The following is a 26,006-nucleotide window of genomic DNA, read 5'->3' as shown; positions in this document are numbered from 1 at the left end:
CACCGTTACCGTTTAGTCCCTAGATTTGATGCCCGAAAACGATCCTGATAAGAAGCGCAAGCCGCTCCGTCCTCCGTCTCCCGACCGTTTCCAAATGCCTAAGGTGTTCTTGGTCTGGATCATAGTAATCGGCCTGGTGGTCGTGGTGTGGCAGCTCAATCCTGCCAACGTCTCTCCGGCGGCCGACATCAAGATCGCCGACGTGATGGAGCAAGCGGAGCAGGGCGTGATCAAATCGGGCACGATTAAGAATGAATTGGCCGGCGGACGCGACTGGGTCGTCATCACGGGCGAGACGAACGAAAAGCAGTTCACCAATGCCAAGGGCGAGAGCACGGCGGAGTTCCGCTCCAAGGGCCGTCTCACCGATTCCAATCTTGAGAAACTTCAGGCGACCGGGATTTTCCGCGAGATCGAGGCGACCAACACGTGGTCGCAACTGGCGGGGCAGATCATCCCGTTCGTGATCATCATCGGCCTGCTTTATTTCCTGTTCGTGCGACAGCTGCGCAACGCGGGCAAGGGCGCGCTCAGCTTCGGCAAGAGCAAGGCCAAGATGCTGCACCGCGATCGCGACAAGGTGAATTTCAAGAACGTCGCCGGCTGCGACGAAGCCAAGGAAGAGATCGCCGAAGTCGTCGACTTCCTGCGCGACCCGAAGAAGTTCCAGCGCATGGGCGGCAAGATCCCGAAGGGTATCCTGCTCGTCGGCCCTCCTGGCACCGGTAAGACCCTGCTGGCGAAGGCCGTGGCGGGCGAAGCGGACGTGCCGTTCTTCAGTGTTTCCGGTTCCGACTTTGTCGAAATGTTTGTGGGTGTCGGCGCGAGCCGCGTGCGCGACATGTTTGAACAAGGTCGCAAGAACGCGCCCTGCATCATCTTTATCGACGAAATCGACGCGGTCGGTCGCCAACGTGGCGCCGGTCTCGGCGGCGGCAACGACGAGCGCGAACAGACGCTCAACTCACTGCTCGTGGAGATGGACGGTTTCGACACGACCGACGGCGTGATCATCGTTGCGGCGACCAATCGTCCCGACGTGCTCGACAACGCCCTGCTGCGCCCGGGCCGTTTCGACCGCCAGATTCATGTCGATCTGCCCGACCTCGTCGGCCGCGAACAGATCCTGCGCGTGCATGCCCGCAAGATCGCGCTCTCCGACGACGTCGACCTCGGCTCCGTGGCCCGCGCCACTTCCGGCATGTCCGGTGCCGAGCTGGCCAATCTGCTCAACGAGGGCGCGCTGCTGGCCGCCCGTCGCAACAAGAAGAAGGTCGAGGCCATCGACATCGAAGACGCTCGCGAAAAGGTGCTCTTCGGTCGCGAACGCCGCCGCGTGATGGACGACGAGGACAAGCGCAAGACGGCGGTCCATGAAGCTGGTCACGCCCTCATCGGCGCGCTGTTGCTCGACGAGTGGTTCCCGATTCACAAGGTCACGATTCTCCCGCGTGGTCAGGCGCTCGGCATGGCCATGTATGTGCCGCGCAAGGAGCAGCTCAGCGCTTACAAGAAGCGCGTGCTCGACCAGATCGCGATGGCTCTGGGCGGTCGTATTGCTGAGGAGCTTTGCTTCGATGACATCTCCAGCGGCGCTTCTGGCGACATCAAGCAGGTCACCAGCATGGCCCGTCACATGGTGTGTGACTGGGGTATGAGCCCGCTCGGTCCGATCGCTTACGGCGACAATCAGGACACCGTTTTCCTCGGCCGCGAAATCACCCGTCACGAGAACTACAGCCAGGAGACCGCACGTCAGATCGACCACGAGATCCGCAAGATCGTCGACGAACAATACGAGCGGGCGACGAAGATCCTCACCGAACGCCGCGCTGCGCTCGAGGCGGTGGCTGACGCCCTGATGGAGTATGAAACCATCGAGGGTAAGCACGTGTTGGAAATCCTCGAACACGGTGAAATCCAGTCGCCGGTGATTTCCTCCAAGCCGATCGACGTGGAGTCCAAGCCCTCGGCCGATTCCGATGGCGAGAAGAAGAGCAAGGATAAGGACGAGCCGGAAACCGGTCTCGGTTCCGCTGCTCCGCATCCGGCCTGATCGGCCGACCCTCCCGGCAGCTGATTGTAATTTAACTTCGACGACGCAGGTGTGATGCCTGCGTCGTTTTTCGTTTCGCATGTTTGCGTCCGGCCCGCCACGCTCGGCGGCCTTTTCCGTTATGTCCTCTTCTGTTTCTCCTTCGTTTTCCGCTCTCGGCGATCGTGCGCAGCCGCCCACGATCGCGCGCCTGATGGCGATGGCCCTGGAGAATCCGGCGCTTCTGTCGATCGCCGCCGGTTTTACCGATAACGCCACTCTGCCGGTGGCTCAGGTCGAGGCGGTGGTGCGTCGTCTGGCGCAGGAGGATAGGAGCAACGAATACCTGCAATACGGCAGCAACCATGGTCGGCCGGAATTGCGGCGGCTGTTGAGTCAGCACCTCTGCGCGCTCGAGCCGGAGTTGGATTACCACGACGTGCAGCGAGGCTGCTTCATCACCAACGGTTCCCAGCAGGCGTTGTATCTGGCGATGCAGGTGCTGTGTGATCCGGGCGACATCGTGTTGGTGGATCGGCCGAGCTATTTTGTGTTTTTGGAGATGCTGAAAGGGCTCGGGATCGAGTCTCGTTCGATTCCGGTCGATGAGACGACGGGCCTGGTCGACGAAGAAGCGTTCGGGAAAATGCTCGGTGCGATGGGCGAGCGCGGTGAGTTGGCGCAAGTGAAGGCGGTGTATTTTGTCAGCTACTTCTCCAACCCCTCGGGCCGCAGCCTCACGCGGGACGAGAAAGCGGCGATCGCGCGGCAGTTACAGGCGCATCAAGCGATCGTGCCGGTGATCGAAGATGCGGCGTATCGGGATATTTATTACGAGCAGCCCTGGCCCGCGCCCAGCGTGTTGAGCATGACGGAGTGGGCGGCGTTTCCGCGTCTCTATACCTCGACACTCACGAAGCCGTTCGCCACGGGCCTGAAAGTCGGCTTCGCCACCTGCTCCGACATCGAGTGGCGGGCAAAGATGCTGCACGTAAAGGCGCACCATGATTTTGGCACGGCCAACTTTAATCAGCGCGTCATGGAAGCGGTGATGGAAACCGGCGGTCTGTTGGAGCAACTCGCGGTGATTCGACCGGCTTACCAAAAGAAAATGATCGCACTGGATACAGCGCTGCGCGACGGCGGCCTGCCCGAGCTCGGCTGGACCTGGGAGCGACCGGCTGGTGGCTTGTATCTGTGGCTGCGGGCACCGGAAGGTATCGATACGAGTTTGGAATCCGCTTTCTGTCAGGCCTGCGTCGAAGCTGGCGTGCTCTATGTGCCGGGCGAGTTGTGTTTTGGTGACGATGCGCCGAGCGATACGATTCGCCTGAGTTTTGGCGTATTGGCGGAAGCGCAGCTGGCCGAGGCCGGACGTCGCTTTTGCGCGGTGGCACAGCAGTTCGCGGTGTCGCCAAATTGTAGCGTAAAAGTCTAAAAGAGACTTGGAAGGGCAGGGGGCGCTTACCACGCTGCGCTCTTTCTTATGAAGATTTGTTGCATCGGAGCTGGTTACGTAGGTGGGCCCACCATGGCGGTTATCGCCCAAAAGGCCCCTGACGTTCGCGTGACCGTAGTGGATATGAATCAAGCGCGGATCGACGCGTGGAATTCCGATACTCTGCCGATTTATGAGCCGGGTCTCGACGAAGTCGTGAAGGAAAGCCGCGGGCGCAACCTGTTCTTCTCCACGGCCGTCGCCGATGAAATTAACGCCGCGGATATCATCTTCGTCGCGGTCAATACGCCGACCAAGACTTACGGCGTGGGGGCAGGTCGGGCGGCGGATCTGCGTTTTATCGAGTCGGTGGCTCGCACCATCGCCGATGTGGCGACCTCCGGGAAAATCATCGTGGAAAAGTCCACCATCCCGGTGAAGACGGCCGAAACGATTAAGAAGATCCTCGCCGCCAATTCCCGTGGTCTGTCCTTCCAAGTGCTCTCCAACCCGGAATTTCTCGCGGAAGGCACGGCTGTAGTGGACCTGCACAATCCCGATCGCGTGCTTATCGGCGGTGAAAAGACCCCCGAAGGTCAGGCGGCGGTGGAAGCCCTCTCCAGCGTGTATGCCCACTGGGTGCCGCGGGAGCGCATAATCACGACCAACCTGTGGTCTTCGGAGCTGTCGAAGCTCGTGGCCAACGCCTTTCTCGCCCAGCGCATTTCGTCGATCAACTCGATCTCGGCGCTGTGTGAAGCGACCGAAGCCGACGTCGATGAAGTCGCGCGTGCGATTGGTCATGACAGCCGCATCGGTCCGAAATTCCTCAAAGCCTCGGTCGGCTTTGGTGGTTCCTGTTTCCAGAAGGACATTCTGAATCTCGTCTACCTCTGCGAAAGCTTCGGTCTGCCGGAGGTCGCCGAGTATTGGCAGAATGTGGTGAAGATGAACGACTGGCAGAAGACGCGTTTCGCGACGCGCATCGTCAAAACCCTCTTCAACACCGTCGCGGGCAAACGCATCGCGATCTGGGGCTTTGCCTTCAAGAAGGACACCAACGACACCCGCGAAACGGCGGCGATTTCGGTCTGCCGTGATCTGCTCGCCGAGATGGCTGAGGTGGTGGTTTACGATCCGAAGGTGCCGGAAGACCAGATTCGCCGTGATGTGCTTGGCGCCGAAGAAGGCGAAGCGGGCAAACGTCTGATCGTGGTCAATTCCGCCGAGGAAGCCGCTCAGGGCGCGCACGCCGTAGCGGTGCTGACCGAATGGGACGAGTTTAAGACGATCGACTTCGCCGCGGTGTTGGCGGGCATGCCGAAGCCGGCGTTCCTGTTCGACGGGCGCAACCTGCTCGATCTCGACGCGCTGCGCGAACTCGGTTTCACCGCGTTTGGCGTGGGCAAAGCCTGAACGCACTCAGCGGTCTAAGCGCACAGAATTCACCATCGCCGCGTCCGGTTTCTCGGGCGCGGCGATTTCGTTTATATGCGCGTGGTGGGACGCGGTCGCGCTTCAGAAGCGCAGGCGTTGCTCGGGCTGGTCGTCGGCCGAACCTTCGTAGGCGTGCACGGAGCGTTCGGTGTCGGCCCAATCGGGCAGGTTTTCTCCGCGCCAGGCTTTGATTTCGACCACCGAACGTTGCACTGCTTCGTCGCGGCAGTGGTTCATGAGGTGGTCGAGTCCGGCGTAGGCGAGGTCTTCGGGGCTGACGTGGAGTTTGTCGGCGAGACGACCGATCACGGCATGTTCCGCGGGGTCGAGGTGGATTTTGATCGTGAACATAACATCCTCCTTGTTGGGGTTGTTCGGATGTTATGCCGCGCGGAGGCGCCTGCCAATACTCCGGTTTGGAATCAGTCGAAGATGGCTTCGGGCAGGTAGCCGGTGACGGTGGTGGTGGGCTGGTTCACCAACTGGGAAATCTTCAGATCGAGCACGACGCTGCACAGAGTATAGGCCATTTCAGCGGTCACGCCGGTGCGTTGCATGATGAATTCGATGGCGCGGCGCACGGCGTTTTTGGCGGCGGTGCGGGGATTCTCATCGGACTCGATAAACAGGTGCCAGGGCTTCTCCTGATAGCGGGGCGGCACGAGCGGCGTGCGCAGGGTCGCGTAGGGCGAGGAGAGGGGCTTGTCCTTTAGCAACTCGATGCGGAAGCGGCCGCCCATCGGGGCTTCCATGCCGTTGATACAGACCTCGCCGTCACCTTGCGCGGCGTGGCAGTCGCCCGCCAGCAGGTTGGCGCCCTTGGTAAAGACCGGCAGGTGCAGCGTGGTGCCGGCGCAGAGGTGGCGCACATCCATATTGCCGCCAAAGGGCCCGGGCGCGCGGGTGCGGAATTCGCCAGCCTCGGCGCGTTGCACGCCGATGATACCCGCGAACGGATGCAGGTCCAAGGTCACGCCCGGGAAGGACGTCGTCTGACCGTCGGCGAGTTTCCAGATAAAGAGATGATGTTCGGGGAAATCCTCCGGCAACAAACCGAGCCCGGGAATCAGACTCGTCCAAGCCCAGCCGCGATGCGCGTAGTCTTCGATATGAATGACCAATTGGTCGCCCGGTTCGGCTCCGTCGATGGCGACAGGACCGGTCAGGGCGTGCACCTTGAGGGCATCAAACTGCGCTTTGAACGTCTCCTTGGTCCAGTCGGGTTGAACCTGAAAGCCGCTGGAATCGGCCATCTCCAATTCAATGGTATCGCCGGGGGCGATGGTAAGACGGGCGGGCACCGCATTGTCCCAGCGATGAACGAGAGAGGAGGCGTCGAGTGAATGGACCGAAGGCATGCTCGGACCTTAGGAGTGGGGGCGTCCCGGGCAAGGGCGCTGAATGGTATATATGGAAAACCTAATCACTTCCCTGAAAAAGATGATATAGGACTTGATAACGATCCTGTTACGGGGTTTTGCTCTTATCGTTATGGTGACCGACAAAATTAAAGAACTGCAGGAGCTCCAAGCTAAGGCTGCTCAATTGCAAGAAGCGATTGAAGTTGAGCGGACCCGTGAATTGGCTGCCCTGCCCGCCAAGTATGGTTATACCGATCTGAACGCCTTTATTAAGGCCCTGAAGTCCGCTGCTGGAACGACTGGCAAGAAGCGTGGACGCAAGGCCAAGGGCGCTCCGAAGGCGGCCAAGCCGGCCAAGCGCTCCCGCGCCAAAATCACCGACGAGCTTAAGGCTCAGGTGAAAGAGGCGGTGGAAGCGGGCGAAACCGGCGCGGCGATTGCCGAGCGTTTTGGTATCTCCGTGCCGAGCGTGCAGAACATCAAGAAGGAGTTCGGTTTGGTGAAGCCGCGCGGAAGCGACAGCGCTCCCGCCTCGACCGAGTCCTGAACTCCCTGCATTTCGCAAATTTCAAGCCCTGCGGTATTTCCGCAGGGCTTTTTTGTGACCGGCTTTGACGCCGATTTGTCAGGTAGGCATGGTGGCCGGCTCTTACCGATGTCTGCTTTCGTTCAAGCCAATACCAACGGTCGCCTGCATGATGCGGCCGAGGCCAGCCTCTCACCGCTAAATCGCGGATTTCTTTATGGCGATGCCATCTACGAAGTATGGCGCAGCTACGGAGGCGTGCTGTTCGGCTGGGCAGAGCATTGGGAGCGCATGACCTGCTCCGCGCTAGCTATAGGCCTGAATATACCTATAGGCCCAGAGGCGTTATTGCCTGAAATAAAACGCACGGTCGCCGAATTTCGCAAAAAATTGACGTATACAGGCGATGTATATGTGCGATTGCAGGTATATCGAGGTGAAGGCGAAATCGGGTTAAGTCCGGAATATGCGGATCAGGCGGGTTATGTGATACTGGTGAAACCGGTGCCCGAACTCAGCGAGCGACATCTCACGGAAGGCCTGCATCTCGTCACGGCGCGACGCTTGCACCGCAACGATCCGAGCGCACTGGATCCGGCATGGAAGACCGGAAATTATCTCAACAATATGCTCTGTTTGGCTGAGGCCCGCGAACGCGGGGCGGACGATGTCGTGATCCTCAACCGGACCGGGGAGCTGACGGAGGCGGCGACGGCCAATCTGGCATTTGTGCGCGGTGACGAATGGATCACTCCGCCCCTCAGCGCGGGGATTTTGGCCGGCGTGACGCGGCGATTGATTCTGGCCGAGGTAGCCCGCCGTGCGGGGCTGCGGCCGGTGGAACGCAGCGTGCTCCCGGACGATTTGGCGACGATGGATGAGGCGATGTTACTCTCCAGCACCAAGGATGTGCAGCCGGTGGGACAGATTGATGAACACCGCTTTCGAGTTGGAGCGGAGAGCCGGAGCCGAGTGCTGAAGGCGGCGTTTGAAGCTTACGCCGCTGAGCATTTGAGCGGCCGCGAGGACCTGCGCGTTTGAGCTCGGAGCCGGGCGGACGAGCCCGTGGTTCTCAGTAGCGCAGGAGGCTGGGATCGATTTCTCGGGCCCAGGCATCGATACCACCGGCGACATTGGTGACCGCCGCGAAACCCTGCGCGCGCAGGAACTGCACGACACGCATGCTGCGGCCGCCGTGATGGCATTGGATGAGCAGGTGCTGGTCGCGCGGCAGTTCGGTGGCGGCCTCGGGGATCTGGCGCATCGGAATGTGCTCGGCGCCCTCGATGTGGCAGATGTCCCACTCATGCGGTTCGCGCACGTCGATGAGACGACAGGTGTCGGGATTTTGCGCGAGCAAGGTCTTGGCCTCCTGCACGGAGATTTCGAAGGGGAAGGAATCGGATTCAGGCATGGTGGTCGGTTCGGTTGAAATGGCAGGCGCGCACGTCGCAGCGCTGTCGGGTTCCGGCGGCAAGGGTGAGGCCTGCGCCGCGGCGGAGCAGCCGGGACAGTCCGGCAGGCGCGGGAAATTGAGGGTTTCGACGCGTTGGCTCAGGGCGTCGTAAGTGAGCAGGCGACCGAGCAACGGTTCGCCACAGCCGGTGATGAGTTTGATCGTCTCGAGGGCCTGCCAGCTCCCGATCACGCCACACAAAGCCCCGAGCACGCCCACTTCGCCGCACCCCGGCACGCTGCCAGCGGCGGGCGGTTCGGGAAAGAGGCAGCGGTAACAGGGGCCGCCCAGATGCGGAGCGAAGACACTCACCTGGCCCTCAAAACGATAGACGCTGCCAAACACCAGGGGACGCTGAGCGCGGACCGCGGCGTCGTTGTTGCGATAGCGGGCGGTAAAGTTGTCGGTGCCATCGACGATCACATCATAAGCGTCGAAAAGCTCGACGGCGTTGTCGTGGGTAACGCCGTCGCGATGCTCAATCAGCTCACAAAAGGGGTTAGTCTCCTGCAGGCGTTGCGCGGCTGACGTGGTCTTGGGTTGGCCGATGGTGGCGTCACTGTGCAGCAACTGGCGGTGGAGGTTGTGCGCTTCGACTTTATCAAAGTCGGCAATGCCAAGTGTGCCGACGCCGGCCGCCGCCAGATACAACGCGGCCGGGCTGCCGAGTCCGCCGGCACCGATGATGAGCACCTTGGCGTTTCTGAGTTTGGTTTGTCCGGCGACACCGATTTCCGGCAACAGCACGTGGCGGCTGTAGCGGGCGAGTTCGGCAGGCGTGAGATCGGACATGATGGCAGGGCGGATACGGAAAGGGCCGAAACAGACGCATGTTCCGGAATCGTCGCAAATGATTATTTGCGACGGCATAGGTCTAGCTATGCATTGGGTTCATATGGCAAATCCCTACATCGTAATCATCGCTGGAGGAAAAGGAGAACGCTTCTGGCCGCAGAGCCGCGCGGAGCGTCCGAAGCACTTGCTGCCCGTGGTGGGCGACAAGCCGCTCCTCACGCAGACCGTGGAGCGCGTGCTCCCGATCGTGCCGAAGGAAAACATCTTCGTGATCACGAGCGCTGTGCAGGAAAAGGGCGTGCGCAAGGTCTGTAAGGATCTACCGAAGGAAAACGTCATCGCGGAACCCGTGGGCCGCGATACCGCTGCGGCTGTGGGGCTCGCCGCCGCCATTGTTGGCGCCCGCGATCCCAATGGGGTTTTTGCGGTGCTGCCGGCCGACCACGTGATCCACAACGGCAAAAAGTATCAGGCCGATCTGAAAGCCGCCTTTGCCGCCGCCAAGAAGGCGCCGGTCATGGTGACCATCGGTATCACGCCGACGGAACCCGCCACGGGTTTTGGCTACGTGCAGCGCGCCGACGTTTGGAAGAAGGTGGGTCGTCGCGAGGTTTACGAGGTGAAGCGTTTTGTGGAGAAGCCGGATCTCAAGACCGCCAAGAAGTATCTAAAATCTGGAGACTATTTCTGGAACGCCGGCATGTTTGTCTGGAGCGTCGGCGTGGTCGAAACCGCCATCGCGAAGTTTGCGCCCGAGCTCGACGCCGGGCTCCAGCTCATTCGCGACGCGCTCGCCAAGGGCCGCCGCCTCGGTCCGGTGTTGAAAAAGGTGTATCCGGACCTGCAGAAGATTTCGGTCGATTACGCGCTGCTGGAGAAGTCCGACAACGTGGTCGTGTTGCCCTCGACCTTTGACTGGGACGACGTCGGCGCGTGGCCGGCGGTGGCGCGTCATTTTAAAGCCGACAAGGCCGGCAACGTCACCCGCGGCGAAGCCATGGTGGAGCAGGCCAACGGCAACATCGTGTTCAGCGAGGGCAAGCACCTCGTCACGGTGGTGGGGGTCGACGACCTCATCGTGGTGCATACGCCGGAAGCCACCCTGGTTTGTCCCAAGGGCAAGGCCCAGGAAATCAAAGCGCTGCTCAAGCAGGTCTACGCCCACCCGGACGCGAAGCGTTACACCTGAAGGTGCCGCGCGGCGTAATTTGAAATCCCATGCGCTTCCTGGGCATTGATCCCGGCACCAAACGCATCGGCCTGGCCAGCGGCGACGAGCTTGGACTCGCTTCGCCGCTGCCAGCGCTGACGCAGGCCGACGCCGACCTGCGTTGGGGCGCGCTGCTGGAAGAGATCCGCCGCCGACGCATCGACGAGTTGGTGGTGGGGTATCCGCTCAACATGGACGATTCGGTCGGCCCGAAGGCGAAAGAGGCGGAGGCCTTTGCCGAGCGTCTCGGTCACGAAACCGGGTTGCCGGTGCACCTGGTGGACGAACGGCTCAGCTCCCATGCGGCGGAGTCGACCTTGCCCAAACACAAGCTGCGCGACATGCGCGCCAGCGGCGTGATCGATTCGCGCGCGGCGGCGCTGATCTTGCAGGATTACTTGGACCAGCGCTTCCCGCCGGAGCTGGCGCCGTTTCCGGACGATCTCGGCTGAGCCGTTACGGACGAAGCGGCGAGTTTTACCGGGACTCTACTTAGCGCCCTGCGACGTGAAACGTCGTTGCCGGGCGCGAGGAGGATGGCCGCGTGGCGGGTGAGGAATTGGCGCTGGAGCCGGATCCGCTTCGAGCACGTTGCCCATTTACCAGTGCCACCAACTCGCTGACGCTGTCCGACATCGAAACCGCTTGCGCGTGAAGTTCGGAAGAAGCGCTGGCGGTTTCTTCGGTCTGGGCGGCCGAGTTTTGCACGTGGTGATCGATTTGAATGATGGCGGCGTTGATCTGTTTGATGCCTTCGGCCTGCTCCTGAGACGCGCTGGCGATGTTGTCGGTCAAGTTGCTGACTTCCGAGGCGGCGCGGCGAATGTCGCTGAAAGCCGTTTCGACGCGTCCGCAAATCGCACTGCCGCGGTTGGCGCGTTCGACAGAGACCTCGATGCGTTCACTGGATTCTTGCGCGGCCTTCGCGGCGCGTTGGGCGAGGGTGCGGACTTCTTCTGCGACGACGGCAAATCCAGCTCCAGCGGAACCAGCGCGAGCGGCCTCAACGGCGGCGTTGAGGGCGAGCAAGTTGGTTTGAAAGGCGATCTCGTTGATGGAATCGACAATGCGGGCGACCGCTTGGGCCGATTCCTGAATGTCGTTCATGGCGCTGACCATGTCTCGCATTTCCTTTTCGCTGGTTTCCGCACGCCGGCGGCTGGTTTCGGCCAGGTCTCGGGTGGCTTTGGCGGTGTCGGCGTTGGATTGAACAACGGCATTTAGTTCCTCGCACGAGGCGCTGGTTTCCTCGATGGACGCCGCTTGGGCACTGGCATTTTCGGCCAAGGTGGTGCCGGCGCGATTGATATCGTCGGCGGCTACCGTAACCTCACGCGAACCCGCGCGCAGCCGATCGGCGAGACGGTTGATGGGTTTGGCGATGCTGCCGGCGAGAAGGTAAACCAATCCCAACATGAGCAGAAGCACGCCGAGGCCGATGCCGATACTCAGATTGCGCAGTTCGCGCACGGGCTGCATCATCTCGGTGCGCGACAAATTGACGATGGCAGTCCACGGGGTGCCGGTGTGACCGATTTCGATGGGGCCGGCGATGCGGATAGCGGGGCCTCCCAAGGTGCGCGATTCATTGCGTGCTTCGAAAGGTTGCCCCGACTTCAGCTGGCTCAAATACGCTTCCGCCCAAGGGTCATGTTCGAGGAAGGATTGGCCGCGCCGTTCCGCCTTGGGGTGGCCGGCGTAAAGACCATTGTAGGACACGATGGTGAGATAGCCCAGATCACCCAACGTGGCTCCGGCGAGTTGTTGACTGAATCGAGTAAGCTCAAGGTCAATGCCGACCACGCCGATCACCTTGCTGCCTTCGAGCACCGGGACTGCGATGGAAGTCATCAATCGTTTTTCGTCGGATCCTGATTTGGCGGAGCCAGCCGCCGAGGTGAGATAGGGTTCCAGAATGGTCTCCTGCGCCCGCTGCGCGGGTAGTCGATAGTAGTCCTGGTCTTGGTAATCGAGACGGGGCCGTCTGCTGACTCCGACATCGCGACGATCCCAAACGAGGCTGAAGCGTCCTTGCGCGCCATAGGCCGGATCCGCCGTAAAGGCGGCGTCATTGTGGTCCCAGGCGTCGGGTTCCCAACAGGTCCAAATTGCGGCGATGTCCGACGAGCGCTCGAGGGTGCGACGCAGGAGCTCGGCGGCGGGGGCGCGCGTGTCGCCACCGTTCGATCTGATCCCGTTGAGGGCGTCGGCCAGAGTCCGGGTCGTTTCCAAAGCCCGGTTGAGCTGAGCTGCGACTTTCTGGCCTACGGCTTCGGCCGTGGTATGGCCGGTTTCCAAGGCCTCACGTTCGACGGTTGCGCTTGATCGCAAGGTGACGACCACCAACAGCGTTGCCAAACCCGCCAACAAGGCGGATCCAATGGAGAGCACCATGCGTTGGCGCAGACTTAATTTCGATCTGGTTTGGGACATGCGGGAGCGGTTTGCGCTTCCGCGGAACGGCACGTTACCGCTCCGCTTGAGCGGTATTGGCCGGGAATTCAGCGCTACTGGAGGATATGAGGAATATTCCGGTCCAATATTGGGGGATATCCATGAGTAAGCATGCGAGGGAGCATTGCGCGCAGCGTTGGCGGGCTCTGTGCGCCTATGACGGCACGTCCTTTGCCGGTTGGCAGAGCCAGCCCAATGGCAACGGGGTGCAGGATCACATCGAGGCGCGGTTGGCGGCGGTATTTAAAACGCCGATACGCATCCATGGCAGCGGGCGCACCGATGCGGGAGTGCATGCGCGCGGTCAGGTCTTTCATTTCGATGCCGAGTGGCGACATGAGCCCGACAAGTTGCGGAAGGCGCTCAAGGTCGGCTTGCCGCCGGGGGTCCAGATCAAGTCGATCTGCCAAGCTGCGCCCGATTTTCACGCGCGGCTTTCGGCTACCGGGAAGCGTTACTGCTACCACCTTTATCAGGGCGACGCGGATCCGTTTCGCCGGCCGTTCGTGTGGTGTCTGGAGCGTCCTCAGCGATTGGATACGGCGGCCATGGTGGCGGCGGCGGCGGTTTTGCGCGGGCGGCATGATTTTTCGGCGTATGCGGCGGACAACGGCGGGGAGCTGGAGAGTCCGGTGCGCGAGTTGCGGCGACTGGACCTGGCCGCGTCCGGGCGCAGCGTAAAACTCACCTTCGAGGCCAATGGCTTCCTCTACAAAATGGTGCGCAGTCTGACGGGCGCACTGGTCGCGGTGGGCGAGGGCCGGCTCTCGGTCGCCGACGTGCAGCGGCTCCTGGACGCCCAGGTGCGCACGGCCGAGGTGGAGACCTGTCCGCCACAGGGGCTGTTTTTGGAGAAGGTGTTTTACGCATGAGTGACGCGCCCACCAAGTCGACCGCGGGCTGGGCGGGCGCGATGCGCGCCGGAGCGCAGGCGGTGCAGGACTTGGTGTTTCCGCCGGTGTGTTTGGGCTGCGGGGGCGTGTGCGAGGCGACGAGTCCCTTGCGGCATGTGTGTGAGCATTGTGTGCCCACCATTACGCGGGTGCGCCGGCCGCACTGCGAAACCTGCGGGCATCCCTTCTTCGGCGAGGTGGAGGGCGAGCGGATCTGTCCGCATTGCGAGGGGCTTTTTCCGGCCTACGGGACTGCCAAGACGGTGACCCTGTTTAAAGGCGTCGCGCGGCGCATGGTGATTGAGCTGAAGTATCACGAAGGCCTGCACGTGCTGCGCGACATGGGGGCTTTGCTGGCCATGAACGAGGAGTTGGTGGAGTTGGTCGCCGGAGCGACCTTGGTGCCGGTGCCGATGCATCCACGGAAATTTCGGGACCGCGGATTTAACCAATCGGTGCTCTGGGCGGAGGAGATCGCCCAGGCTGTGCCGGAGGCCGGACCGGTCTCCGAGCTGCTTGAACGTGTGCAAGATAGCGAATCGCAAACGGCTTACGATCGGCGCACGCGCCGGAAGCGGATGAAAAATGCCTTTGCAGGGCGGGAGGGGACCGCCATAACCGCCGAATCACGTTACATTTTGGTAGATGATGTCTTCACCACAGGTTCCACGCTCAATGCCTGCGCACACGCCTTGCGACGTGCGGGGGCGGTGAGTATTGATGTCATCACCTTCGCTCACGGTTAGATCCCCAAGTCGCCCCGTTCCGCGCCGTTTCCCACGCCCATGTCGCTTTTCAGCAAGCCGAAATACTCGACTGTCGTTCCCAAGAAGAAGGATATCCCTAAGGGGCTCTGGACCAAGTGTCCGATCTCCGGTGAAATCGTTTTCAACAAGGAACTGGAAGCCAATCAGATGGTGGTGCCCAAGAGCGGCTACCATTTCCCGATCGGGGCGCGTCAGCGTCTGGAGGGGCTGCTCGATCCGGGTAGCTTCGTCGAGACCGATGCCGGCGTGACGTCGGCCGACCCGCTGGAGTTCGTCGACTCCAAGCCCTATCCCGAGCGCATCGCCAAATACAAGGAGGTCAGTGGCCTGCCGGAGGCGGTGATCAGCGGCACGGGCAATATCCACAGCATTCCGGTGTCGGTGGCGGTGATGGACTTCCGTTTCTGCGGCGGCGCCATGGGTTCGGCCGCTGGTGAGAAGATCACTCGCGCGATCGAGCGGGCGCTCGAGCAAAAGACGCCTTGCATCATTTTCAGCGCCTCCGGTGGCGCACGCATGCAGGAAGGCATTTTTTCCCTCATGCAGATGGCCAAAACCAGCGCGGCCCTCGGTCGGCTGAGCGAAGCCAAGCTGCCCTTCGTGTCCGTGCTGACGCACCCGACCATGGGTGGCGTGACCGCGAGTTTTGCGGTGTTGGGCGACATCAATATCGCCGAGCCGGGTGCCCTCATCGGTTTTGCCGGTGCGCGCGTCATCAAAGAGACCACCAAGCAGACCCTGCCGCCTGGTTTCCAGACCGCGGAGTTCCTCCTGCAAAAGGGGCTCATCGATCAAATCGTAAGTCGGCTCGACCTGCGCGACCGCCTGCGCGACCTGCTCTCGGCGCTCTACGTCAAGAAAGCGACGGCCCCCCGGCCAGCCGCGGCGTCTGCTGCTGCGGCCAAGCCTGCGACCGCGGCGGAGTCTCCGTCTCCCGTGGCGGCGAGCTGACCTCGCGGCGGTGAGACTGTTGCCGTATTCGGAGTCTTAGGCTTTTTTGCGCGATATGACGGAAACCGTGGACGCGTTGACGGATTACGCGGCCGTGCAGGACTACCTCTTCGGCCTGAAGGCCAAGGGTGTGCGCTTCGGCATCGATCGCATGCGGGCGCTCGCCGGAGCCCTCGATCATCCCGAGCGGCAGGTGCCAGTGATTCATCTGGCGGGCACCAATGGCAAAGGCTCCACCGCGGCCATGCTCGACGGAATCCTGCGGGCGGCCGGCAAGCGCGTGGGGCTCTACACCTCACCGCATTTGGTGCGCCTCGGCGAGCGGGTGCAGGTCGATCGGGTGGCGCTCAGCGAAGCCGAGATCGTGGCCTACACCCGCGAGTTGCTGCCGGTGGCGGCACGGTTGGCGGAACAGGATCCGGAGGACCATCCGAGTTTCTTTGAATTTATGACCGCGATGGCCTTTCTGCAGTTTGCGCGGAAAGGCTGCGACGTGGCGGTGGCTGAGGTCGGCTTGGGCGGGGAGCTCGACGCCACCAACGTCGTGCAACCCACGGTGTGTGCGATCACCTCGATCGGTTTCGATCACTGCGAGATTCTGGGACACACCCACGCCGAGATCGCCCAAGCCAAAGCCGGGATCATCAAACCGGGCGTGCCGGTGGTGATGGGGCGCTTGCCGGAGGAGGCCGAGGCGGTGGTGCGGGCGCGAGCCGCCGAGCTGGGGTGCCGGTTGTATTCGGTGCGCGAAACGTTCGGAGAGGATGTAGAAGGTTACCCTCAGCCCGGATTGGAAGGGGCGTGTCAGCGGTGGAACGCGGCGACCGCGACGCTCATTGCGCGGGCGTTGCCGGAAGGGTTGGCGCCGAGTGAAGCGGAGATCACCCGCGGACTGGCGGCGGCGTATTGGCCGGCCCGTTGGCAACATTTTCAACTCGGTCGCCACGAACTGGTGCTGGACGCCTCGCATAACCCCGAAGGCGCCGAGACCCTGGAGCTCAACCTGCAACGCCTGCGTGCGCAGGGACAGGCGGCGCCGGTGATCGTCGTGGGGGCTTTGGGCGCGGCGCGGGCCGGGGCGCTCTTGGAAGTGGTGGCGCGACATGCGGCGCGCATTCACCTCCTAGTGCCCAACCAGTCGCGGGCCTGCTCGTTTGCGGAGCTGCGGGAAAAGCTGCCGCCGGACTACGCCGGTGAAGTCGTGGAATCGACGGTCGAGGGTCTGTTTGGGGTGGAGGGACGCTTTCGCGCGGATGGCAGCGATGAACCGATTGTGGTGACCGGATCGATCTACCTCGCGGGTGAAGTGCTGGAGCGGCTGGAGCCCTTGCGCGGCGAAAACGAAGCGCGGTTGCAGGATTTTTGAATCAGGCGGCGAGGGCGGAGAGGCAGCGTGTTTTGACGCAGAGACGCAGAGACGCAGAGACGCAGAGATGCAGAGATGCAGAGATGCAGAGATGCGGAGAGGCGATGTAGAGCGGCCGAGATCTCCGCGGTCGCGGGACAGGCGGCCGCTGCTACACTAGGACGGGTTGTAGCCGCGGGCGTGTCGCCCGCGTTCGACGGTGCCCTTAAACTTAATCTTTCCCCTTCACCTCGCCGCCGGCGCGATTCGCCGCTTACTTGCGGCCTTCGTCGTAGTCGAGGACGTCGAAGATGGTGAGGACGTGGGGGTTGTCCTTCAAACCGGCTTCGTTGCGGCGGAATTCAAAACGATCCGTCATGTCGTCTTTCCAACCGAGCTTCGTCACGAAGTGATTCCAGACCCGCTTGTCGATGGGACTCAGGTCGCGACCGGAGGTCTCCTGCACCCACGCGAGAACCTCCGCGTCGGTGCCGCCCTGCAGGGTGCGGTCGCGCAGCGCGGGGTAGTCGATCCGCAGGTAATCGCACATGAAGGCGTCAATCGCCTTGCCGAGATTGGCCTGGAAATCCTCACGCAACTCACCCGCGGTGTGCAGGCGGATCTTGTTCAACGACCGGGCAAAATAGACGAGGCCGTCGGTTTCGGTGTAAGGGCAGATGGGGACTTTCTTTTCGGACATGGGATACGGGATACGGGATGCGGGATGGATCAGGCGGAGGGGCAGATGGGACGACGCGGCCGAGACGTCCGCGTCCACCTTTCTGCTCTTTTTTGCGTTAAATCTAAATACTAGCGCGCCGCTTAGAGTTTGATGAGTTCGGCGGTGGCCGGGACGTCTTTGATGAGCTGGGAGGGCTCGGGGCCGACGCCGAGGTAGCGCAGGTTGGGCAGCTGGTCATCGGCGGGCCAGGCGCCGCCTTCGTAGGCGACTTCGAGCGTGGTCCGCATCATCGCGGCGATGTAGGCCTGCGCGTTCTGCGGCAGGTCGGCGAAGTGACGCACGTCGCAGATGTCCTCGGTCCATCCGGGATGACGGCTGTAAACCGGGCGCAGGGTTTTGCGCACGGCTTCGTTGCGCGGCACGTGGTGGTAGCGTTTGCCGTCGGCGTCTTCGTAAGCGGTGCAGATGAGCAGGTCGCCGTTCCAGTCACCGCGGTAGGTGAGAGCGTCGGTCTTGTTGATCATCAGATCCTGGAAACCGCCGTAGCGCAGGGCGTCGCCCTTTTCCACGGCATCGAACCAGCCGACCATGCGCTGGCGGCCCGTGCTGGTGCCGAACTCGAGCTTTTTGAGCAGAATGGCCAACGGGTGCGCGTCGTCCATCTGGGTGAGGAAGGTATGGGTGCCGACCTTGGTGTCGTAGGCCTTGGCGACGCCGAAGGTGTGGACGGGTTGGGTCGGGATGCCGGCGCTCTCAAAAATCTCCGGGGTGAAGGTGTGGGAGGCGGTGACGTTGGGCGAGAAGCCGTGGCGTTTGTCCAACCAATAGGCTTGGCCGAACTCACCGAGGATGGTGTGGCCGGCGCCGAGCTCGCGGCGGATGAGTTCGCGCACTTCGACGATCTGCGGGGCGAGGCGGGTGCCGGCGGCCCAGTAGGTGGCGGTGAGCTTTTCGAGGTTGAGGGTGAACGGTTCGTCGCCGCGGAAGACGGTGAAGTCGAACTCGGCCTCGTCGAGCACGCCGATGGCGATGGCTTCGGCGTTGGCGCGTTTTTCGGCCGCGCTGAGTTGGTCGAAGAAACCGGCAAAGGTGTCGGCGTCGACCTGGCAGACGTGCTGGATGGTGCGCAGGGCGCGATCGGCGCGTTGGGCGACCTTGCGGGCGTAGAAGTTGGGACCGGCGAGGAAGTCGGAGTAAGTGATTTGCCATTGGCCGACCTCGTCGAGGTAGGCCGGGGTGATGCCGCGACCGGTGGAGCCGCGCGGTTCCTCCTGCAGGACGTGCACGCGGTAGTGCTCCCAGGCGAGGTCGAGCAGGCGGTGAATGAAGTCGTTCACCATGGTGCGCTCGTCGATGGCGAGGCGGGAAATGACCTGATAACCCTTGTGCTCGAGCGGGGCGGCCTCCCACCAGACCTTGCGCGGATCGGCGACGACGCCGCAGCCGATGGCGAGGTGGGCGATCTCCTTTTCGACGACGCCGGAGGGCAGCAGGTTGAGCTTCACGCCGGCGGCGGTGTGGCCGGAGTTGGCGCCGCCGTTGACCTTGAGCACGGTGGAGACCGGGTGGGCCGTGTCGGCGAGTTCCTGGCAGACCTCGGGAACGAGGCGGCCCTTGCCCTCGTCACCGAGGGAAATGCCAACATCGGCGATGATCTGGCTGGAGAAGGGGAGGAGGGACATGGGCGGAGGGAAAAGCTGAAAGACTGAAACGCTAAAAAGCTGAAAGAGGAGGCCCGGGATGGACCTGCGCCCAAACGCGATGGCCGGGCAAAGCGCGGACAGTGGCACGGTTTGGGCGCGCCGGTCCAGCGCGGAACACACCGCGCACGAAGCCGCGAGCGCGAGCAAGCTCGCAGCCTACAGTGCGTTTTCGGACGTGGTGCGTGAGCGCGCCGCCTCAGCTCGAAACGCCGGCTTTGATCTCGATGACGTCGTGCGGGGTGGACTCTTTTTGGCCGGCCGGGCTGACGCGGATGTAGCGGGCGTTCTGGCGCAGGGTCGGCAGGTTGCCGGCACCGAGGTAACCCATGCCGCTCTGGAGGCCGCCGACGAGGTTGCCGAGCACGTCGTCGAGGGAACCGGAAACCTCTTTAAGGGCTTCGATGCCTTCGGCGGTGAGCTTGCGGGTCTTGTCGTCCTTGTTGTGGCCGTAGCGGGCGGCGGAGCCGTCCTTCATGGCGGCGAGGGAGCCCATGCCGCGGTATTGTTTATAAATCTTGCCGTTGATCTCCATGATCTCGCCCGGGGCTTCACGGCAACCGGCGAGCAGGCCGCCGAGGATGACGGCGTCGGCGAGCGTGAGCGCCTTGACGATGTCACCACTCTTGGTGATGCCGCCGTCGGCGATGATCTTGACGCCCTTGGCGCGGGCACCGTTGGCGGCGACGTGGAGGGCGGTGAGCTGCGGGATGCCGACACCGGCGACGATGCGGGTGGTGCAGATGGAGCCCGGCCCCTGGCCGACCTTGATGGCGTTGGCGCCGCAATCGGCGAGGTATTCAACGCCGGCGCCGCTGGTGACGTTGCCGGCGATGATGGTGAGATGGGGGAAGGCATCGCGCACGAGGCGGACCATGTCGCCGACGCCGGCGGTGTGGCCGTGGGCGGTGGAGACGGCCACGCAGTCGATGTGCTCGGCGACGAGTTGGGAGACGTGGTCGATGATGCGGTCGCGATCGAGGGAACCGTCGGCTTGGCGGACGGGGGCGAGGGCGGCGCCGACGATGAGGCGGAAGTCGGCATCGCGGGCGGCTTTGCGGCGGGAACCGGCCTCGGTGGTGATGCGCTCGATGTCGGAAATGGTGGCGAGGCCGCGGAGGTGATCGTCGTTGTCGACCACGAGCATCTTGTGGATGCCGACATGTTGGGTGAAGAAGGCGTCGGCGGCGGCGATCGGGTCGTTTTTGAGGGCGTCGACGGAAACGGTGTGGATGTCGGCGCGCGCGGTCATGGCCTCGGCGACGGGCTTGGCGCGGTAACGCTCGCGGACGGAGGAGCCGGAGAGCAGGCCGACGAGTTTACCCTTCTCGTTGACGACGGGGAAGGTGCGGAACTCGTAGTTTTTGGCCTCGATGAGATCGAGCACGTCGCCGATGTGGAGATCGGGGCGGACGGTGATCGGGTCCTGGATGAGGCCGTGGATGTGGCGCTTCACGCGGGCGACTTCCTTCACCTGCTCGCGGGCGGGCATGTTGTAATGGATGAGGCCGAGGCCGCCGTTGAGGGCCATGGCGATGGCCATGCGGGCCTCGGTCACGGTGTCCATGTCCGACGAAATGATCGGGATGGAGAGGCGCACCTGCTCGGAGAGCGTGGTGGAGGTTTCGGCATCCTTGGGCAGGATCTCCGAGTAGAGCGTCGCGAGGGAGACGTCGTCGAAGGTCAGTCCGACAGGACGGTTGGCGGCGAAGAACGCGTCGGCCGTTTGGTAGAAATCGGCGTCGAACGCAGCGGCGGGGGACGTAGCAACCTTTGTCATGAGTTGCCGGGAACGTAGTAGGGACGTGTGCCGGGAAGGGAAGGGGAAAGTGGCGGCAGCCCGGAACGGACTGCTGGAAATCAGAAAAACTAAAACGCTAAAAAGCTGAAATTGGGCTGCGGTCGGTGCTGGGCGGAGAGGTGCGAGGTGGGGATTTCAGCGTTTCCGTTTTTCAGCATTTCAGCTTTTTACGTTAGTGCGGTCTGCCCATGGTGGGGGCGATGTATCGTCTTCGCTTCAAATCCTACTCGTTGCCGTTTCGGCAGGCGCTGCGCACGGCGCATGGGTTGTGGAGTGAGCGGGAGGGTTTGCTGGTGCGCCTGGAAACGGCGGAGGGCGGGGTGGGGTTCGGGGAGGCGGCGCCGGTGCCGGGGTTTGGGGGCGCGAGTCTGGCGGAAATGGATGCAACCTTGCGGCGCTTGGGCCGTGAAAGCGGGGAGGAGGAGCTGGATCACGTGATCGGGCAGGGCGGAGCGTTGGGGTTCGCGTTGGCGGCGGCGCGGGCGGAAGCGGAGGGGCGAGCGGTGGTGGGAGAGGGTCCGATGCACGAATATTTGCCGGTGGCGGCCTTGTTGCCCGCGGGACGCGCGGCGATCCGAGTCGCGGTGGAGCGGGCGGAGTTGGGGTTTCGCACCTTCAAGTGGAAGGTGGGCGTGGGGGATCCGCGGGACGAACGCGTGATGCTGGACGACCTGCTGGGCGAGTTGCCGAGCGAAAGTCGGTTGCGGCTCGATGCCAACGGGGCCTGGGATCGACGGCAGGCGGAGGCGTGGCTGGAGTGCTGCGCGGAGCGGCCAATGATCGAATTTGTGGAGCAACCGGTGGCGGCGGGCGGTGCCAAGGCGGAGGATCTGTTGTTGGGGTTGGCGGGCGATTATCCGACGCCGCTGGCGTTGGATGAATCGTTGGTCGGTGAGGCCGATCTGCAGCGTTGGCTGGAACTCGGCTGGCCGGGCGTGTGGGTGCTGAAGGCGGCGCTGATGGGCGATCCGGCGAGGCTGGCGAAGCGGATCGCGCAGCATCGGCTCGATGTGGTGATTTCGACCGCGTTGGAAACGGCGGTGGGCGCGCGAAGCGTGTATGCCCTCGCGTTTGCGCTGGAGCGGCACGAGGCGCGGCGGGCGCTGGGCATGGGCGTTTGGCCGTTGTTTGGCGCGAGGTGGGCGAACGGACCGACGGCGATGCCCTTTGTGCGATGGACGGATGTAACAGCTTTAAACGCGGAGGCGGTATGGAACGGCGTGAATTCCTAAACGCGCTGGTGCGCAGTGGCGTGAACGTGGCGGAGGGCGAGCCCGGGCGGCAGGAGCTGGTGGTCGTGTGCGAGCGCGATCCAGTGGCGTTTCGCGCGGCGTTTGCGCAAGCCGTGGCGCAAGGCGGACGGGTGGCACTGGCCAATCCGGACTGGGGAACGCAGGAACGGGCGGAGTTTGATCGGCTGCTGGCGTTGCGCGATCACGCCGGGGCGTTGGCTGACGCCGAGACGGGTTGGTTGCTGATTCCAACGGGCGGGAGCTCGGGCGGGGTGAAACTCGCGCGGCACGATCAGCACACCCTGGCGGCGGCGGTGCAGGGGTATGCGTCGTTTTTTGAGGAGCGGGTGGTGAATGGCGTGGGCGTGTTGCCCCTGCATCACGTGGGGGGATTGATGGGTTGGTTGCGCTGTGTGTTGACCGGCGGCGACTACGTCGACGGCTCCTGGCGTGCGTGGAGTGAAGGCCGGTTTGTGGAACGGGTGCCAGAGGCGGCCACGGTTTCTCTCGTGCCCACGCAGTTGCGACGGATGTTGGGTCAGGCCGAGGGTGTCGCTTGGTTGCGGCAGTTTAAGCGTATCCTGATTGGCGGGGCTGCGACCGAAGCGGATTTGGTGTCGGCGGCGCAGGACGCGGGGCTGCCGATCGTATTGAGTTTTGGCATGACGGAGACCGGCGCGTTGGCGGCGGCGGTGCCGGAGTTTGCGGGCGGGGAACTCGAGAAGGGTTATGCGGTGTTGCCGCATCTGAAAATGGACGTCGTAGGCGAGGGTCGACTGCGAATCAGCGGCGCGTCCTTGTTTCGTGGATACTGGCCGGATTGGCGGGATGACGACGCGTGGGAAAACGGCGACCGGGCGAGACGTTCCGTTGACGGTCGGGTGCAGTTGCTCGGGCGGGTGGATGATCTGATTATTTCCGGCGGCGAAAAAGTGGACGGGCACGAAGTGGAAACGGTGTTGCGCGAGTTGGCGGGTGATCCGCGCATCGTCGTGATCGGCCTGCCGGATGCGGAGTGGGGCCATCGGGTGGTGGCGTGCGTCGGTAGTGAAGAGCTGGTGACGCGCTTGGAGGAGGTTGCGGGTGCGGTGCGCGAACGTCTGGCGAGTTTTAAGCGCCCGAAGCTCGTGGTGCCGGTGGTGCCGTGGCCGGTGAACGCGATGGGCAAAATCAATCGCGCCGCGCTTACGGCAGCAGCGGCCGCCTGGAAGCGCTGAAAGCCGGAGGCGGAGAGACGTTTAAAAAGCTGAAACGCTGAAAAGCTAAAAGGCTGAAAAGGGGGCCGAGAGGCACGGTGAGCGGCCGAGATCACCGCAGTCGCGGGACAGGCGGCAGCTGCCACAATCAGACGGGGGATGTAGCCGCGGGCGTGTCGCCCGCGTGTTGCGGTGGAGTGGCGTAGGGTCGGTCTTCGGCCGACCCTTTGTCCGGTGCCGAATTACGAAGCGTCCACCCAGGTGGCGAGGGCGTCCGGGAGAGCGAGACGTTCGCGCGTGGTGGAATGGATGCAGACGTGTTCGGTGCGGGTGACCGCGGCGCGTTTGCGGGTGCCACTGATCTGTTTCCAGAGCGTGGCTTCGAGGGCGAAGCTGTGTTCCGAAAGGCGGGTGGGGGTGAGCTCGACCTCGATACGGTCGCCGGTCAGCAGCGGGCGCAGGTAGCTGGCTTCACTTTTGGCGATGGGCACGACCACCCCGTGATCGGCGAAGAAGGTGGCGAGGGGCAAACCGGCGGCGGCGAGAGACTCTTCGTAAGCCTCGTGCACGATGCTCAGATAGCGGGCAAAAAACACGACCCCGGCCGCGTCGGTGTCCGGGAAGTGAATCGTGCGGGAATAGGTGAAGGGGCGACCCATGCGGAAGTTGAAGTCTAAAGGCCGGAAAGTCTAAAGGTCTAAAAGTCGGTTCACCTACTTCCTCTGCGCCTCCGCGTCTTGGCGTCTCTGCGTCAAAATCCAACGCCTATGCGCAGTCCCCGACCCACGTCAAACGCCGACCAGAGGTCGGCGTCCACCTTATCTACGCTTATCCAATCACTGCCTCCCGGATCTGTGTTTATCCGTGAAATCGGTGGTTAAAAACAGCCCTGCCTCTCGGATTCACCCCGAGTTTTAAGCTGACCCCTGATCGCTGAGTGCTGAATGCTCCTCTCATGACCAAGAACGAGATCGCGGAGATTCTGGAAGAGATCGGCGTGTTGCTGGAATTGAAGGGCGAAAACCCGTTCAAGATCCGCGCCTACGGCAGTGGCGCGCGGGTGTTGGAATCGTTGGAGTCCGACGAGTTCGAACAGTTGGTGGCGGACGGCAAACTGGACTCGGTCAAAGGCATCGGCGCGGCGCTGGCCCAGAAGATCGGCGAACTGCATGAGACCGGCGCCCTGGGCTTTTATGACAAGCTGAAGGCTTCGATCGCGCCCGGGTTGGTGGAGATGCTTGAGGTGCCGGGATTGGGCGCGAAGAAGATCAAAGCGATCCACGAAAAGCTGGGCATCGACACGATGGAAGGACTCGCGGCGGCGTGCGTCGATGGGCGGGTGGCGGAGCTGTCGGGGTTTGGAGCGAAGTCGGCGGCGAAGATCGCCGAGGGCATCAAGAACCGGGAGGCCTACGGCAAACGTCACCTTTGGTGGTTGGCCAACGAGGTCGCGCAACCCATCGTAGCCGGGCTCCGGGAGCGCCCGGAAGTGAAACGCGCGGAGGCCGCCGGAAGTTTGCGGCGGGGCATGGAAACGGTGGGCGATCTCGACTTCATCGTGGCCAGTGATGAACCGGCGCCGGTGATGACGTGGTTTTGCGAACTGCCGGAAGTAAAGGAGGTGACTGCGCGCGGTGAGACCAAATCCAGTGTGCGTTTTGAAAGTGGGCTGCAGGCGGATCTGCGCATCGTGCCGCCGGGGCAGTTTGTTTTTGCGCTGCATCACTTCACTGGCTCGAAAGACCACAATGTGGCCATGCGCCAACGCGCCTTGGAGCGGGGACTGAGCCTTTCCGAGTGGGGCTTGGTGCCGGCCGACGGGGAAGGCACCGCCAAGGAGAAAGCCGAGCGCGGCGAGAGCAAGGAGGTCGCAGACGAAGCCGGATTGTTTAAAGCGCTGGATATGACCTTCGTGCCGCCGGCGCTGCGGGAAGGTCTGGGCGAAATCGAGGCAGCGGAGGCGGGCGAGCTGCCGCAGCTGATCGAAGTTGGTGACCTGCGGGGCGCGTTTCACAATCACACGACCGCCAGCGATGGCCGCAACACCTTGGCCGAAATGGTGACGGCGGCGGAGGCGCTGGGCTGGGACTACCTCGGCATCGCGGATCATTCCAAGGCGAGTTTCCAAGCCAATGGGTTGGACGAGGAACGCCTGCTCAAGCAGGTCGAAGAGATCCGGGCGTTGAATGAGAGCGGCCGGTTTAAGACCCACGTGTTTGCCGGCAGTGAAGTCGATATCCTCACCGACGGTCGGCTCGACTTCGCCGACGAGGTGATGGCGCAGTTGGATTATGTCGTGGCGTCGGTGCACAACGCTTTTGCGCAGGACGAGGACACCATGACGAAGCGAATCATCCGCGCGGTGGAGAATCCGCAGGTCACGATGTTGGGGCACGCGACTGGGCGCCTCCTGCTGCGCCGGGAACCCTACAAGGTGAACCTCGCCAAGGTGATCGATGCGGCCATCGCGAATGACACCATCATCGAGCTCAATGCGAGTCCGTGGCGGCTGGACCTGGATTGGCGGCTGTGGCGCAAAGCGGCGGAACGTGGATTGTTGTGTGCGATCAACCCTGACGCCCACGAATGTGACGGCCTGCAGCACGTGCGAGCTGGCGTGAGCGCCGCGCGCAAAGGTTGGCTGCAGCCAAAGCACGTGCTCAACACCTGGACGCTGGAGCAGGTGAAGGCGCGGTTCAGTTGAACCGCGCCTTCACCTGCGGTCTA

22 protein-coding genes are annotated in these 26,006 nt (G+C 62.9%); 14 read left to right on the top strand and 8 right to left on the bottom strand.

Annotated elements, in window-relative coordinates; translation table 11 throughout:
- The first annotated feature begins 28 nt into the window (after positions 1-28).
- The 3 genes from ftsH to K1X11_RS04370 all read left to right on the top strand — a co-directional run bounded on the left by ftsH (position 29) and on the right by K1X11_RS04370 (position 4,889).
- Positions 29-2,056, top strand: a complete 2,028-nt coding sequence (gene ftsH, locus K1X11_RS04380; protein WP_221031731.1) for an ATP-dependent zinc metalloprotease FtsH — start codon at positions 29-31, stop codon at positions 2,054-2,056.
- A gap of 121 nt (positions 2,057-2,177) precedes the next feature.
- A complete protein-coding gene (locus K1X11_RS04375; protein ID WP_225919543.1) occupies positions 2,178-3,473 on the top strand; it encodes an aminotransferase-like domain-containing protein in 1,296 nt (431 codons plus the stop codon).
- Between the two features lie 48 nt (positions 3,474-3,521).
- Positions 3,522-4,889, top strand: a complete 1,368-nt coding sequence (locus tag K1X11_RS04370) for a UDP-glucose 6-dehydrogenase (protein WP_221031729.1) — start codon at positions 3,522-3,524, stop codon at positions 4,887-4,889.
- Between the two features lie 102 nt (positions 4,890-4,991).
- Here the strand turns inward: K1X11_RS04370 and K1X11_RS04365 are convergent, their stop codons facing one another.
- Together K1X11_RS04365 and K1X11_RS04360 are read right to left on the bottom strand one after the other, a co-directional pair.
- Positions 4,992-5,261: a hypothetical protein gene (locus K1X11_RS04365; protein WP_221031728.1), complete on the bottom strand. Its 270-nt coding sequence runs from the start codon at positions 5,259-5,261 to the stop codon at positions 4,992-4,994.
- Between the two features lie 71 nt (positions 5,262-5,332).
- Complete coding sequence (locus K1X11_RS04360) at positions 5,333-6,268, bottom strand: acetamidase/formamidase family protein (RefSeq protein WP_221031727.1); 936 nt, start codon at positions 6,266-6,268, stop codon at positions 5,333-5,335.
- A gap of 133 nt (positions 6,269-6,401) precedes the next feature.
- Here K1X11_RS04360 and K1X11_RS04355 point away from each other — a divergent pair, with 133 nt between their 5' ends.
- Positions 6,402-6,818 (top strand): helix-turn-helix domain-containing protein, encoded by a 417-nt coding sequence (locus K1X11_RS04355; RefSeq protein ID WP_221031726.1) that lies wholly within the window; start codon positions 6,402-6,404, stop codon positions 6,816-6,818.
- Between the two features lie 108 nt (positions 6,819-6,926).
- Complete coding sequence (locus tag K1X11_RS04350) at positions 6,927-7,838, top strand: aminotransferase class IV (RefSeq protein ID WP_221031725.1); 912 nt, start codon at positions 6,927-6,929, stop codon at positions 7,836-7,838.
- 31 nt (positions 7,839-7,869) lie between these two features.
- On the opposite strand, the gene moeB is transcribed toward K1X11_RS04350, so the two are convergent.
- Positions 7,870-9,045 (bottom strand): molybdopterin-synthase adenylyltransferase MoeB, encoded by a 1,176-nt coding sequence (gene moeB / locus K1X11_RS04345; RefSeq protein WP_221031724.1) that lies wholly within the window; start codon positions 9,043-9,045, stop codon positions 7,870-7,872.
- A 103-nt stretch (positions 9,046-9,148) separates the two neighbouring features.
- Here moeB and K1X11_RS04340 point away from each other — a divergent pair, with 103 nt between their 5' ends.
- A complete protein-coding gene (locus K1X11_RS04340) occupies positions 9,149-10,237 on the top strand; it encodes a mannose-1-phosphate guanylyltransferase (RefSeq protein WP_221031723.1) in 1,089 nt (362 codons plus the stop codon).
- 29 nt (positions 10,238-10,266) lie between these two features.
- Positions 10,267-10,710: a Holliday junction resolvase RuvX gene (gene ruvX / locus K1X11_RS04335; RefSeq protein ID WP_221031722.1), complete on the top strand. Its 444-nt coding sequence runs from the start codon at positions 10,267-10,269 to the stop codon at positions 10,708-10,710.
- 40 nt (positions 10,711-10,750) lie between these two features.
- On the opposite strand, the gene K1X11_RS04330 is transcribed toward ruvX, so the two are convergent.
- A complete protein-coding gene (locus K1X11_RS04330) occupies positions 10,751-12,691 on the bottom strand; it encodes a methyl-accepting chemotaxis protein (protein ID WP_221031721.1) in 1,941 nt (646 codons plus the stop codon).
- A gap of 86 nt (positions 12,692-12,777) precedes the next feature.
- Here K1X11_RS04330 and truA point away from each other — a divergent pair, with 86 nt between their 5' ends.
- The 4 genes from truA to K1X11_RS04310 are packed head-to-tail and all read left to right on the top strand — an operon-like array spanning position 12,778 to position 16,689.
- Entirely contained in the window at positions 12,778-13,584 is an 807-nt protein-coding gene (gene truA / locus K1X11_RS04325) for a tRNA pseudouridine(38-40) synthase TruA (protein WP_225919542.1), read from the top strand.
- Positions 13,581-14,351, top strand: a complete 771-nt coding sequence (locus tag K1X11_RS04320) for a ComF family protein (protein ID WP_225919541.1) — start codon at positions 13,581-13,583, stop codon at positions 14,349-14,351. The genes truA and K1X11_RS04320 overlap by 4 nt, the downstream gene beginning before the upstream one ends.
- Positions 14,352-14,390: 39 nt before the next feature.
- Positions 14,391-15,323, top strand: a complete 933-nt coding sequence (gene accD / locus K1X11_RS04315) for an acetyl-CoA carboxylase, carboxyltransferase subunit beta (protein ID WP_221031720.1) — start codon at positions 14,391-14,393, stop codon at positions 15,321-15,323.
- A gap of 55 nt (positions 15,324-15,378) precedes the next feature.
- Complete coding sequence (locus K1X11_RS04310) at positions 15,379-16,689, top strand: bifunctional folylpolyglutamate synthase/dihydrofolate synthase (protein ID WP_221031719.1); 1,311 nt, start codon at positions 15,379-15,381, stop codon at positions 16,687-16,689.
- A gap of 253 nt (positions 16,690-16,942) precedes the next feature.
- On the opposite strand, the gene K1X11_RS04305 is transcribed toward K1X11_RS04310, so the two are convergent.
- The 3 genes from K1X11_RS04305 to guaB all read right to left on the bottom strand — a co-directional run bounded on the left by K1X11_RS04305 (position 16,943) and on the right by guaB (position 20,830).
- The gene (locus tag K1X11_RS04305; protein ID WP_221031718.1) at positions 16,943-17,368 is read right to left on the bottom strand and encodes a DUF5069 domain-containing protein; all 426 of its coding nucleotides are present in this window, start codon (positions 17,366-17,368) and stop codon (positions 16,943-16,945) included.
- A gap of 122 nt (positions 17,369-17,490) precedes the next feature.
- On the bottom strand, positions 17,491-19,032 hold the full coding sequence (locus tag K1X11_RS04300; protein ID WP_221031717.1) for an adenylosuccinate synthetase: 1,542 nt from the start codon (positions 19,030-19,032) through the stop codon (positions 17,491-17,493).
- A 217-nt stretch (positions 19,033-19,249) separates the two neighbouring features.
- On the bottom strand, positions 19,250-20,830 hold the full coding sequence (guaB, locus tag K1X11_RS04295) for an IMP dehydrogenase (RefSeq protein ID WP_221031716.1): 1,581 nt from the start codon (positions 20,828-20,830) through the stop codon (positions 19,250-19,252).
- Between the two features lie 221 nt (positions 20,831-21,051).
- Between guaB and K1X11_RS04290 the strand changes: the two genes are divergently transcribed.
- Together K1X11_RS04290 and K1X11_RS04285 are read left to right on the top strand one after the other, a co-directional pair.
- Positions 21,052-22,083, top strand: a complete 1,032-nt coding sequence (locus K1X11_RS04290; protein ID WP_221031715.1) for an o-succinylbenzoate synthase — start codon at positions 21,052-21,054, stop codon at positions 22,081-22,083.
- Positions 22,062-23,300, top strand: a complete 1,239-nt coding sequence (locus K1X11_RS04285; protein ID WP_221031714.1) for an AMP-binding protein — start codon at positions 22,062-22,064, stop codon at positions 23,298-23,300. Before K1X11_RS04290 ends, K1X11_RS04285 begins: the two co-directional genes overlap by 22 nt.
- Positions 23,301-23,521: 221 nt before the next feature.
- On the opposite strand, the gene K1X11_RS04280 is transcribed toward K1X11_RS04285, so the two are convergent.
- Positions 23,522-23,938, bottom strand: coding sequence for an acyl-CoA thioesterase (locus K1X11_RS04280; protein WP_221031713.1), 417 nt, complete (start codon positions 23,936-23,938; stop codon positions 23,522-23,524).
- Between the two features lie 296 nt (positions 23,939-24,234).
- Between K1X11_RS04280 and polX the strand changes: the two genes are divergently transcribed.
- On the top strand, positions 24,235-25,983 hold the full coding sequence (gene polX / locus K1X11_RS04275; protein ID WP_221031712.1) for a DNA polymerase/3'-5' exonuclease PolX: 1,749 nt from the start codon (positions 24,235-24,237) through the stop codon (positions 25,981-25,983).
- The last annotated feature ends 23 nt before the right edge of the window (positions 25,984-26,006 follow it).

Source organism: Actomonas aquatica, from assembly GCF_019679435.2.
Classification (GTDB): Bacteria; Verrucomicrobiota; Verrucomicrobiia; order Opitutales; family Opitutaceae; genus Actomonas; species Actomonas aquatica.
The sequence above is the reverse complement of the archived record's forward strand: the minus strand, read 5'-3'. Positions and strand labels throughout refer to the sequence as shown.